General features: G+C 45.7%; 13 protein-coding genes. 5 read left to right on the top strand and 8 right to left on the bottom strand.

Annotation, left to right across the window (positions count from 1 at the left end; all coding sequences use genetic code 11):
* The first annotated feature begins 6 nt into the window (after nt 1-6).
* The 3 genes from BDI_RS15410 (at nt 7) to BDI_RS15400 (ending at nt 2,568) form a co-directional block, all read left to right on the top strand.
* Nucleotides 7-831 carry a head GIN domain-containing protein gene (locus BDI_RS15410; RefSeq protein WP_005863610.1) on the top strand — a complete coding sequence of 275 codons (825 nt, stop codon included), beginning with the start codon at nt 7-9 and terminating at the stop codon, nt 829-831.
* Between the two features lie 151 nt (nt 832-982).
* Nucleotides 983-1,771 carry a head GIN domain-containing protein gene (locus BDI_RS15405; protein ID WP_005860248.1) on the top strand — a complete coding sequence of 263 codons (789 nt, stop codon included), beginning with the start codon at nt 983-985 and terminating at the stop codon, nt 1,769-1,771.
* Complete coding sequence (locus BDI_RS15400) at nt 1,768-2,568, top strand: head GIN domain-containing protein (RefSeq protein ID WP_011967135.1); 801 nt, start codon at nt 1,768-1,770, stop codon at nt 2,566-2,568. The genes BDI_RS15405 and BDI_RS15400 overlap by 4 nt, the downstream gene beginning before the upstream one ends.
* Before the next feature lie 3 nt (nt 2,569-2,571).
* Here BDI_RS15400 and BDI_RS15395 read toward each other — a convergent pair whose 3' ends face one another.
* The 8 genes from BDI_RS15395 to BDI_RS15360 all read right to left on the bottom strand — a co-directional run bounded on the left by BDI_RS15395 (nt 2,572) and on the right by BDI_RS15360 (nt 11,695).
* Entirely contained in the window at nt 2,572-3,579 is a 1,008-nt protein-coding gene (locus tag BDI_RS15395; RefSeq protein WP_005860252.1) for an NAD-dependent epimerase/dehydratase family protein, read from the bottom strand.
* Between the two features lie 5 nt (nt 3,580-3,584).
* Complete coding sequence (locus BDI_RS15390) at nt 3,585-3,791, bottom strand: hypothetical protein (RefSeq protein ID WP_005860253.1); 207 nt, start codon at nt 3,789-3,791, stop codon at nt 3,585-3,587.
* Between the two features lie 27 nt (nt 3,792-3,818).
* Nucleotides 3,819-4,580, bottom strand: a complete 762-nt coding sequence (locus BDI_RS15385; protein WP_005860255.1) for a metal ABC transporter ATP-binding protein — start codon at nt 4,578-4,580, stop codon at nt 3,819-3,821.
* Nucleotides 4,564-5,448 carry a metal ABC transporter solute-binding protein, Zn/Mn family gene (locus tag BDI_RS15380; protein WP_005860257.1) on the bottom strand — a complete coding sequence of 295 codons (885 nt, stop codon included), beginning with the start codon at nt 5,446-5,448 and terminating at the stop codon, nt 4,564-4,566. Before BDI_RS15380 ends, BDI_RS15385 begins: the two co-directional genes overlap by 17 nt.
* A gap of 158 nt (nt 5,449-5,606) precedes the next feature.
* Nucleotides 5,607-6,896: a S28 family serine protease gene (locus BDI_RS15375; protein ID WP_011967134.1), complete on the bottom strand. Its 1,290-nt coding sequence runs from the start codon at nt 6,894-6,896 to the stop codon at nt 5,607-5,609.
* A 6-nt stretch (nt 6,897-6,902) separates the two neighbouring features.
* Nucleotides 6,903-7,820, bottom strand: coding sequence for a tRNA epoxyqueuosine(34) reductase QueG (gene queG, locus BDI_RS15370; protein ID WP_005860261.1), 918 nt, complete (start codon nt 7,818-7,820; stop codon nt 6,903-6,905).
* Nucleotides 7,820-8,431 carry a polysaccharide deacetylase family protein gene (locus BDI_RS15365; RefSeq protein WP_005860262.1) on the bottom strand — a complete coding sequence of 204 codons (612 nt, stop codon included), beginning with the start codon at nt 8,429-8,431 and terminating at the stop codon, nt 7,820-7,822. The genes queG and BDI_RS15365 overlap by 1 nt, the downstream gene beginning before the upstream one ends.
* 6 nt (nt 8,432-8,437) lie before the next feature.
* Complete coding sequence (locus BDI_RS15360; RefSeq protein ID WP_008778978.1) at nt 8,438-11,695, bottom strand: DUF2723 domain-containing protein; 3,258 nt, start codon at nt 11,693-11,695, stop codon at nt 8,438-8,440.
* A 195-nt stretch (nt 11,696-11,890) separates the two neighbouring features.
* Here BDI_RS15360 and BDI_RS15355 point away from each other — a divergent pair, with 195 nt between their 5' ends.
* Nucleotides 11,891-12,190, top strand: coding sequence for a GNAT family N-acetyltransferase (locus tag BDI_RS15355; protein ID WP_005860267.1), 300 nt, complete (start codon nt 11,891-11,893; stop codon nt 12,188-12,190).
* Between the two features lie 18 nt (nt 12,191-12,208).
* Entirely contained in the window at nt 12,209-12,433 is a 225-nt protein-coding gene (locus BDI_RS15350; RefSeq protein ID WP_005860269.1) for a (4Fe-4S)-binding protein, read from the top strand.
* The last annotated feature ends 120 nt before the right edge of the window (nt 12,434-12,553 follow it).

Raw genomic sequence — 12,553 nt, 5'->3', positions numbered from 1 at the left:
CGAACGATGAAAACAAAATTAGTAGCGGTAATAGCCCTCATCTTTTGTGCCTTCATGGCAGAGGCTAGTAAAGTAGAAGGTAATGGGAATATTATTACGAAAGAGATATCGGTAGATAACTATAGCGAGATCGAACTGGGTGGAAATATCGAATATTCCGGCAATAATTTTTGGGGAAATAGAAGCAACAAGAAATTCCCGGTATTCAAATATACGCATGGACGAAGCGCTTCCTTGAAAATTACGATCGACGAGAATCTATTCCCACTCCTCTCGATCAAATCCAATAACGGACGGTTAGCTATCCGCATACAAGACGGGACCCGTATCAAACCGACCCAGTATGTAATCGAAGGAAGCTCGAAGACTCTGAAATACTTAAAGACTTCCGGCCCGATGGATTTTGAGGCGCAGAACGCTTTTTCCGAGGATCAACTGGAAATCAAGATTTCCGGCTCCAGCGACGTAAAGTTCCCACATAACGTGAAATTACGATTAGGTGAGTTCTCGGTATCCGGCTCCGGCGATCTGGTTTTTGAAGATTTGGACTGCAAGAATCTTACCAGCAAGGTTTCAGGCTCTGGAGACATCACCTTGAAAGGTAAGGCGGACGAAGCCCGCTATTCCGTATCGGGCAGTGGAGATATAAAAGCATACGACTTATCTGTCAATGATTTGAGTTGCTCGGTAAGCGGTAGCGGAGATGCCCGTGTTTATGCCAAAGATAACATGAACCTATCGGTTTCGGGCAGTGGAGACATCCGCTATAAAGGCCCGGCGAACGTGAATAAATCAAAGTCCGGCTCTGGATCCATTCAAGGCGCAAATTGATCGAACACACACATTTTTTTTAATACACACATTATCAAATTTAAAAAAGCTACTAGATGTGATATCCGGTAGCTTTTTCTTGCTATTTTTGTAACCAACTCTTTATTTATAGAGTCTAAATTAAAAAGTAGAATCATAAAAAACGATACTTATGAAAACAAAGGCTATCTTATTAATGGTATTTTTCCTAGGATGGGTCACTACCGGTTGGGCCGCAGATCATGTAAAAGGCGATGGTAAATTGACCTCGAAAAAGATTTCTGTCGCCGATTATAACGAGATTAAGGTGGATGGCGTAATTGATTTCAATTACGAGCAATCCGATGATCCTTCCACCGTGGAGGTTACCGTAGACCAGAATCTTCATCCCTATGTCAATATCGAGGTGAAGGATCGTGTCTTAACCATCGCTTTCAAAGGAGCGAAGGTAGATCATTTCACGAAGTTTATCGTAAAGACGAATTCTAAATGGCTTGCCGCCGCAAAAGTTTCCGGAAATGCCAACTTCATGGTAAACAGTCCGCTTACCGGAGACGAGACCGTTATTAAGGCGAACGCCAATAGCTTGGTGCAACTGAAAGAGACAGTTACGGTCGGTAAACTGGATTTGAATGTATCCGGTAGCGCAAATATGGTTGTCAATCATCTGGAAGCCGACAAGATCGAATGTGATATCGATGGCTCTGGCTCTATAACGATCAAGAAAGGTAATGCGAAAGAAGGAGACTACAGTATCGTCAGCAGTGGTGATATACACGCTTTTGGGTTAGCGGTTCCTCAGCTAAGTTGCAAAGTAACAGGCAATGGCTTAGCGGAAGTACATGCTACCGATAATTTAAAGGCCAACGTAGTCGGTAAAGGAAATATCCGTTATAAAGGCCCGACAGCAGTTCAACAGAGAATAATCGGTAAAGGTACCGTAGAAGAAGTAAAAGAATGAAAACAAGAATTATATACCTATGTCTGCTGGTGATCCTCTCTACGACAGGCTGTATCCCTACGCAAACCATAAAAGGAGACGGCAATATCACCACGGAAAACATCCCGGTTTCCGAGTATGACTGTCTTGAGTTAGAGGGAGGAGGCATGGTCGTGAATTACACGCAATCCGACGCTCCTGAAGGTTTGGAAATAAAGACAGACCGGAATATCTTCGAGAAATATGAGTTTAATGTAGAGAACCATAAGCTTAAGATCCGTCCGAAAAAAGAATTCAGGAAACATACGAATTTCCGTCCGACCGAGTTCATGGTTACGGCCAACTCCCGCAATCTAAAGAAACTAGCGGCGGCAGGCAGTACCCATGTAAATATAAATTCCCCTCTACAAGCCGAGGAGTTCGAGGCTGGATTAGCCGGTAGCGGGATTATCCAATTCCACGACACGGCCTCTTTTACAAACCTAAAGATAGAGATCGCCGGTAGCGGAGATTTCGTTGGCCATAAAGTGTATTGTGAGGAATTAAACGGGGATATGGCCGGGTCTAACACGATCGTTCTAGGGGGAACCGTAGGCATAGCTGAATTCTCGATCGCCGGTAGCGGTACAGTACGTGCTTTCGATTGTACCATGGATGAGCTTGAGTGCAAGATTGCCGGTAGTGGAGACATAGAAGCCTTTGTCGTAAACAAAATCAAGGCAGAGATAGCCGGTAGCGGTTCCGTAAAATACAAAGGAGATCCCCAAGATATCCAAAAAAAGGTAATGGGCTCCGGTAAGATCGAGAAGGTGGAGTGATTCTTACAACCACCCCTCCTTTTTATACCATTCGATACTTTCTTCCAAGCCTTTACGTAAAGGATAGGCCGGGATAAAACCTAAATCATCTTGAAGAGGCGTGACATCGCAAATCCAGTTACGCTGCTTCAAGATGATGTATTTATCACTATTTAGCGTCATACTTTTCTTCAACAACTTACCGATCCATTCTGAACAGTGGCAAGCGATACGCACCAATCCCAGCGGTATACGGGCATGCAATACCCGCTTCTTTCCTAAGATATCTTGTATCATACGGGCAAAAGACTCATCCGTGTAGACATCTCCGTCGGCTACAAAATAATGCCGGTTCTCTATCTCCTCTTTCTCAAGGGAAAGGAAGGCCACGGTCGCTAAATCTTTTACATAGATAAACGTGATTCGCTGGGGAATAGCGCCTACGGCGAAATCGAGTCCCGACTTTACGCTTTGTATTTCCATGAAATAATCCTTCTCACCCGGCCCGTATACTCCTGTAGGCCGCAAGATCACGTAAGGAAAATAGGTTTGTTTACGGATGTAGTTCTCCGCCTCTAGCTTACTTTGGCCATAAGCCGTGTCCGGCCGCTGCGGATCGTCCAAGTGTATCGGGCGGAAAGTCTTCTCGTCGCCTCGCCCATAGCTGCTTAGGCTGCTCATCAAGAGGAATTTCTTCGGTTTGCAGCCGGCGGCGGCTAAAGCCTCGATAAATCGATGCGTATTCTCGGCGTTCACACGGAAAAAGTTTCGCTTATCCAATGTCTTCGTCAACCCGGCGTTATGGATCACATAATCCCATGCCCCATGCTCACGGGCAAAGTCTGAGAGTTGAGCCGTAAGCGCTTCCTGATCGCCATATTTCAAGTCGATGAAATGAATCCGCTTATCTTGCAGATGCGCTTTACTGCTACCCGCACGGATACCCGCCCACGTCTCATAGCCACGGCGAAGCGCCTCCTCTACCAAGAAACCGCCGATAAAACCACTCGCTCCGGTTATCAATATCTTCATATCCTTCATTTTTCTTTCATATAAAATGTATAATAATACCACAACAACCCGATCCAATTCAAGAACAGGATCGTCAGCATCCAAAGAATCTTTTGTTTCTTACTGATGAAAGGGTTTTGCGATACGGCCTTACATCCGAACAGGATTACGGCAATACCTACGATATAACCGATCTCCGGCAAGCTTATCCAGCAAATGATTTGTGGTATCATAAAAATAGAGTTATTCGTGAAAAAGAATTATTCGTGTTGGTGTTTCTTCAAGACTCGGTGCGGCAAGTCACCATGCCCCACCAACTCGATCGGACAAGCGTATTTCTCGCCCAACCATTCCTCAGAGACATTCGCTCCCGGGTGATAATGCAAAGTCTCGTTTACGCAAGCGATATTTTTCACCATCGTCAAAACCGTACCGATATCATGGGAAACCAAGATGATAGCGCTCTCTTTATTGATATCTTCCAAGAGCTGATAAAAACGAGACTCGAATCGTTTATCCACATACGAATTAGGCTCATCCAAGATCAATACCTGCGGACGGGAGACAATAGAACGCCCCAATAAGACCCGCTGCAACTGGCCGCCGGAAAGCTCACCGATGGCCCTGCCCGCCAACTCCTCCAATCCCATCTGTACGATCACCTCGTCTACACGCTCTCTCTGGGATCTATTGAATGGACGGAACAAAGGTTTCTCCGCGGATAAACCGGAAGAGATCACTTCCCGTACCGAGATCGGAAACTTCTTATCGATCTGGCTCATTTGGGGTAGATAACCGATCTTCAAGGAAGGAACCTCTACATTTTCATCGTAAAAACGAATCGTTCCGGAAATAGGAGGCAATAGACCTAGTATCACCTTTAAAAGCGTCGTTTTCCCGCCGCCATTCGGTCCGATAATTCCCAAGAAATCATTTTTCCACACATCCAGCGTTACGTTACGTAAGGCGATCTTATTACCGTATCCGGCGGTAACCTCTCTCAACTCAATCAGCTTGTCCATCGGCTAACGATTTTGCGATATGAATCATTTCCTTACTCCAATCGTAATCCAGCGGATTGATCGGGATCAGACGGCAACCTGTTTCTTTAGCGATCAACTCGGCGTTCTTCTGGTCAAACTCCCGCTGGATAAACACGACTTTCGCATTATGTTCCCGTGCGGTCTCGACCAGTTCCTTTAATTGTGCGGGAGACGGTTCTTTTCCGTCCATCTCGATGCAAAGCTGGGTCAAGCCATATTCGTTAGCCAAATAGGTCAGGGCCGGATGGTAAATAATAAATGTCTTATTGTCAAGAGAATGTAACAAACCGGAAACGGTCTTTTCCGTCTCTCCGATTTCTTTCGTCAGTTGTTCATAATTCGCTTGGTAATATTCCTTATTCTCCGGGTCCAAAGACACAAAGGCATCCAAAGTGTTCTTGGCGATCACCTTCGCTCCAGAGATAGAGCTCCACGTATGCGGATCGACGCCTCCGGGATGATGATGGTGGTGGTGATCATGTTCCTCTTCTTCCTCGGGGCTTTTAAGTAAATCAATTCCTTCGGACAGGTCAAAAACCTTGAGTCCCGGATTATTATTCCGGATATTATCCATCCAAGCCTGTTCGAACCCGATCGATCCGATCCTTAAATAGCCTTGGCTTTTACCCACCTGCACCATTTGCTGCGGTGTAGGATCATACGTCTCCGGACTTTGCCCTGCCGGAACCACACAATTAATCTTAAATTTATCTCCGGCTATCTTCTCCGCAAAATACCGTTGCGGCTCAATCGTCACGGAAACGATTCTCTCATCTGCCCGCTTATCGCCGCAGGCCATAAGTATCAAGACGAAAAGAGCTGATATCAATACCTTAAATTCTTTCATACCACATATATATTTTCGCAAAGGTAACGAATATCGGGTAATAAGGCAGCAAGGAGACGATTCAAAGTTATCAGGAAGCAGTCTGACAAAATCCCCGTATTACAACCGATAAGTAATAATACGGGGATTTTATAGGGAAAAAATAGGCTACTCTATTTTTACTCGGCCAGCCATTTATTCATCTGTGTAAGGATCCGCTCCTTCATATCCTCCGGCATATTGCCGATACGGGCACGATGGCTGCCTCGGGGCTGGATATAGATTTGCTCGTTCTTCTTGCCTTTGAAAGCGGGAACCATGGCCGCGCTCCACGGGTCGATCTCGCCATAGATGAAGATCATTTTCGGATCGTTGTCTTTCAAGAAGTTATAGATCTTGTGGTACAGAGCCGGACGGAAGTCTACTTTACCGACCAGTTCCTCGGGAAGCATGATACGGTTTAGGTATCCATGGGCGCTATCGATCGTAAGGTATTTCTTGAAAGGTTTTACGTCATAGCCATAATAACCGAGCTCACGGGCAGCTTGTACGAAGAAAGAGATATTCGGCTGGTTCTCGGCGAAATAATCAGGACCGCTGATTTCCATCAAATGATCGAAGAGCGCCTGATCGTCGGCAGACTTGGAAGGGATCGTACTTACCGAAGTTCCCCACTGCCAAAGAGCGAATGAATATTCCAGTACGCAATAATCCAATACCTCGGGCATCGGGATACGGAATGTCAGGTTTTTATTCTTACAATAGCTCTCCAATAAAGGAAGCATATCGGACTTACGCTTCAAGACTTCCAATTGAAAATCCTGTATCTTCTCGCGTTCCGCTTTCGTACCTACCTTACGTAAGAAAGGTTCGTGGCGGCCATCCTCTACACCTTTACATAACGGACCGACATAAGGAACGGAGAAATCCACGTCGTCCGGGAAAAAGGCACGGTAAAGCATTGTAGTCTGCCCCCCCTTACTGATACCGGTACTGATCCATTTTCCCGGATAGATCTGCTTGAATGTATTGCGGACGTTATGTAAATCGTACGCAGAGTTCTCGGCGGTCAGATAATCCCAGTTTTTAGGTTCCGGCGTCGACTCCAAGAAATAACGGTACTCCACGAATACTAAGTTCGCATTCAATAGTTTAGATAGTTCTTCTTGATATTTCGGATTGAGCGCATAAGCCGCTCCATATCCTTCGGTCACGATAATGGTAGGACGATCATAACCTACATGGCCTACGATAACCCGTTGCGTAAATGTTCCGGCGGCGGGGTCTTTCGGATCGACCTGCTGAGTAATACGTACTACATATTTCTCCGGATAATAATCGGATTGAAGTTTTTCAATGCCACTAATTCCTTTTAGGGCGGCAAGCTTCTCTTGTAAATCTCCGGGAGCGGCCATTACCGTCATCACCGACAGGAAGAAAAGAAGCAAGAAGTTAAATGTTCTTCTCATGGTAATTTAGTCTTTTAGATATTGTATTGTTCGTAATAATCCCTCATATTTGGCGCGTTTCACCGCCGAATGCGCAAAGATACGATTATAATCCTCACGGCTCAATGCCTTGAGGTCGTCTTTTTTAAGGGAGAGCAAAGAAGGGGTGGGATGAAAGGCTGCTACTGCCGTAGGCATAGCGAAGCGGTTCCAAGGACAAACGGCTTGGCAGGTGTCGCATCCATAGATACGGTTACCTAAAAGGACGGCTTGCTCAACAGGGATTTCTCCACGATGCTCAATCGTAAGATAAGAGATACATTTACGGGCATTCAAACGTTTCGGCCCTTCCAAGGCTCCGGTAGGACAAGCGTCCAAACAGCGGATGCAGGAACCGCAGTGATTCTTTTTGGGGGAATCATAGGTATCGACTACCAAAGTTGTCACGATCTCCCCAAGGAAAAAGAAAGAGCCTTTGCCCGGGATGATTAGATTCGTATTCTTTCCGATCCATCCCAAACCGGCTTTCCAAGCCCAATAACGCTCTAACAGAGGGGCGGAGTCCGTGAATACACGGGCCTCATTGTTGGAGGGATGATGCTCGGTTATCGCTTTCCATAATTGGCGAAGTTTATCCTTTACGACCCCGTGATAATCTTCTCCGTACGCATAATACGAGATATAAGGTTCCGCCGGATTCCGGAGAACTTTCGGATAATAATTCAAGGCTACTGAGATAACTGATTTGGCACCTTCCACCAAGCCATCCGGATTGAGACGGATTTCCCGATGATTCTCCATGTATTTCATTCCAGCATGGTAGCCTTCCGCGATCCATTGGTCAAAATAAGCCTCCTCGCTCCCGGCCTTCGCTACTTCAGCGATACCGCAAGCGGAGAAGCCTAATTCCATAGCTTTATCTTTTATAAACTGGGAGATACCCATTATTCAAAAACTTTAAACTCGTAGCCTTCCTTTAAGAGCCATTCGACAGCCCGGGGCATTGCCTCACGCATATTGCGCTCGGCTTTCAAGGAATCGTGGAAGACGATAACGGAACCATTACGGGTATAGTTCTTTACCACGTTGAAGACACCGTTCGGAGTCATATGAGGGCTATAGTCACGGGTGACCACGTCCCACATCACGATATGATAATGGCGGCGAAGCCATACTACCTGCGGAAAACGCATATGCCCGTGAGGAGGCCGGAATAAATTACTGGGAATATATTCAGCCGCCTTCTCCACATTCGCCAAATAATTCTTCGTCCAGAACTTGATGCCTTGGATATGATTGAACGTATGGTTACCGACACGGTGCCCACGATCTATCACCATCTGGAAGACCTCGGGATGCTTACGTACATTATCCCCTACCATAAAAAAGGTAGCCTTGATCCCATACGTATCCAATATATCTAAAACCCAAGGGGTAACCTCGGGAATCGGGCCATCGTCGAAGGTGAGATACACACACTTCTTCTCTGCCGGTATTCGCCAAGTTACCCCCGGGAACAGTGCCCTGTAAAACCAAGGCGGTTGTTCTATAAACATACTTTGTTAGTCTTTTGCCACTGATCCGTACGCCATACGGTAATTATCAAATTCCTCTTGATAAGGCTTAGCGAACTCCGGATTGTATTGTTTGCTTACACGCAATACCTCTTGGAGAACCGCCAAGTTATGACCTAAATCACTCTCGACAGATGATAATTGCCCCGGACGCAAACGGAAATACCAGTTTATACTGCGCAACGCATTGTCCGCTATACCTTTATAAACCATCTCCGCCTTCTCCTTCTGGCCCAACTCGTAATACAGCTCACCTAAAGAAAGAGCGCTATAATCCAACGGAACATTCTCGGGAGGCAATACTTCCATCGCCTTATCCAATACGTTCAGTGCCTTCTCATTCTTACCTTCCGCAACCAAAGCGGCAGCCAGCTTGCTGAACAACGCGATACGATAGCTCTTGCACATCCGCATTACATTCTCATCCAAGTACACACCCGGCGTATTGACACCACCCCATTTGAACTTATTCATCACGTTGTCATACATCTTCTCCGTATTGATCGAACGAACAGTTCCCTGTGTCTCCATCGGAACGATCTGATAAGCCATACCGGTCTGCTGGAAGTACGGATCCAATTTCACGAACTGATCCGGGCTTACGGTAATCGCGTAATAGATCGGACGGTTCCAGTCATTCGTCTGCAACATATCCAAGATAATCAACTCTTGCTTACCCAAGACATCCTTGCCTTTCAAGTCAATCTTCATCTCTTTCTGCAAATACGGCAAGTTAGCGGTATCGATCACGCCGGCAGCCATAACCGCGGCGGAATCTACCCCCATCGTCAATGTCTGCGCAGGAATATAATCTAATTCTTGATTGATACCCGGGATCTTCTTAAACTTCGGATCGTTGCTACGAACGAAATCAAGAGCGGTCTTCAGATCGATCGACTTATCCGTCATCGGGAATACATAAGCGGCATCACGAGTACCTTGCACATAATCCTCCGGTTGCCAAGAGATTGGAAGCGGATCGGATTCGTATGCTTGCTTCTTCATTTGGTTGATATACCAGTCGGTTTGCAAATAGCTCGTATTACATACACGTACATCCGTACGGATACCTTCCACCTCCTGTGCGTACCACAACGGGAACGTGTCATTATCACCATTCGTAAATATGACAGCGTTCGGCTCGCAAGATTCCAAATAGTTCGCACCGAAATCACGGCAAACATAACGGTTCGAGCGATCATGGTCGTCCCAGTTTTGCGCACCCATCTGGATAGGAACCAACAAGCAGAGTACCGTAGCGACAGAACCCGCTATCACCGGAGATAACTTGCCATACTTCTGCAATCCTTTCGCCAAGGCCGCCACACCGAAACCGATCCATATACAGAACGCATAGAATGATCCGGCATACGCATAGTCTCGCTCACGAGGTTGATACGGCGTCTGGTTCAAATAAAGCACGATCGCGATACCCGTCATAAAGAACAAGAAGAATGTGATCCAGAATCCCTGAATGCCCTTCTTTCCGGCATAAGCTTGGAATAGAAGCCCCAAGATACCCAATAGAAGCGGTAACATATAATATACGTTATGCCCCTTATTGTTGATAATATCGAACGGCATATCCTCTTGCGGGCCCACTAAAGCCTCATCAATAAACGGAATACCGGTTATCCAGTTACCATTCGAAACCTCACCGTTACCTTGTATATCGTTCTGCCGTCCGGAGAAGTTCCACATGAAATAACGCCAATACATGAAATTCAGCTGATAAGCGAAGAAATAACGCAAATTCTCGGCAAACGTAGGTTTCATCACAGTCACCATCTCACCGCAACGGTTGAACTTCACCGGTGTACCTTTCACTTGTGCCCACTCCTTATAAGCAGCCACATGACGTCCGTCGCTACTATACATACGGGGGAAAAGCATACTCAACTCATCCACGTATTCGTATTCCGTATCGTAACGAGAGATATAATAATGATCCTTCTCGTTTTTATCTTTCTTAATGACACGGCTCCAAGTCGGCTCACCCTCTTTCGATACAGGTACGCAAGTGCCGCCTTGGTTCTCACGCTTCACCTCAGAGACATAGGTCTGACCGTAGATCAACGGAGTCTTGCCGTATTGCTCGCGAGCCAAATAGGTACGCAAGGTAAAGATATCTTGCGGAGCGTTTTGGTTCATAGGCGTATCGGCTGTCGCACGGATCAATGTCAAGGCATAGGATGAATAACCCACTACGATTACCATCAAGCAGACCAAGATCGTATTCAGCATCTTGATATTTACCTTCTTGCTCATGAACAAATAAGCCGTCAAGGCCGCCGTGAGGATCACGGCGATCACGTAACCACTACCGATAAACGGAATACCCAACAATACGATCGAGAGAATAAAGGATATCTTCATCCGCACCGGATGGATCTCGTCTTGCATCGTCTCCCAGATCGCCCAGATCAAGGAAGCCGCCAATATAATTACGAACGCATATACACCCGAGTTATACGGCATACCGAACGTATTGACAAACAACAGCTCGAAATAACCGCAAACCTCAACCAAGCCTTGTACGACACCATACATCATCAAGCCCACGATAGCGAACGACACCAATAAAGCGATCAGCGTACCCTTCATCGTAGGATTCGGGAATTTCTTATAATAATATACCAGCACGATAGCCGGGATACACAATAAATTCAGCAAATGGACACCGATACTCAGACCCATCAAATAAGCGATCAGCACGATCCAACGATCGGCATGCGGACGATCGGCGGCTTCTTCCCATTTCAGGATCAACCAGAATACCAAGGCGGTAAACAAGGAAGAATAAGCATATACCTCGCCCTCCACGGCGCTAAACCAGAAAGTATCGCTAAACGTATAAGCCAAAGAACCTACCAAACCGCAACCCATGATCGTAATCATCTGTCCCAGAGACATCGTCTTATCGTCTTCCACGATAATCTTACGAGCCAAATGAGTAATACTCCAGAAAAGGAATAAGATCGTCAGGCCGCTAAAGAGGGCGGACATCGTATTGACCATTACCGCCACCTTGGAAGGGTCCGAGGCGAACTGCGTAAATAAATTGGCTGTTAACATGAAGAAAGGAGCTCCGGGCGGATGCCCTACTTCCAATTTGTATGCCGAAGAGATAAACTCACCACAATCCCAGAAACTGGCGGTGGGTTCCATTGTCATCAGATAAACGGTAGAAGCGATCAAAAAAACGACCCACCCCAACACGTTGTTGATTAGTTTGTACTTTCCCATACTTTGTATAAGTGTGATAATTAATTGTTTCTACTTGCATACCCACACGGGCAGTCGGCCGCAAAGGTAATCATTTACGTTTAATACCTAACGTTCCATTCCCCTATAAATTATATAGAATAGATTAGAATTATATTAAACAAACCTTATCACTCAAGTGTTAATAGAATAGTTGAGTATTAAAATTATAGGGAGATGAAAGAAAATTATGAACTAATTGATAATGAAGAACGCCACCAATATGAATTTCATATAGAGCGATACGTTCCCAGAATAGAGTATATAAAAAATAAGGATGGGGTAATTTATCTCACCCACACTGAGGTTCCCATGGAGCTTGGAGGTAAAGGAATTGGTAGCCAATTGGTGGAGAAAGTGCTCTTGGATATCGAGAAGAAAGACTTACGTCTCGTTCCGTTATGTCCGTTCGTAGCTGGATATATCCAGAAGCATCCGGATTGGAAACGCATCGTAATGAGTGGTATACATGTTTAATATTTATAACAAAATTATATGGGCAAGAAGATCGAATATACGAATGGTGAACTCACCATTATCTGGCAACCGGAGTTATGTCAACATGCCGGTATCTGTGTAAAGACTCTTCCCGGTGTCTATAAGCCGAAGGAGAGACCCTGGATACAGATAGAGAACGCGACAACCGCGGAATTAATTGCCCAAATCAATCAATGTCCGTCTGGCGCATTGACATACCGAATGAATAAAGAGGTGAAATGAGGCCCCCCCGTCTGTTTCATCTTGATAGAAAGGAGTATTCCGTATCGGATACTCCTTTTTTCACCATAAGGGGCTCTTTCTATGATTTTTTGCTAGTTTTGTGATCTAGATTCACTATCA

The organism is Parabacteroides distasonis ATCC 8503 (genome assembly GCF_000012845.1).
In the GTDB taxonomy this organism is placed as follows: Bacteria; Bacteroidota; Bacteroidia; order Bacteroidales; family Tannerellaceae; genus Parabacteroides; species Parabacteroides distasonis.
This window is presented reverse-complemented; position numbering and strand designations above follow the sequence as displayed.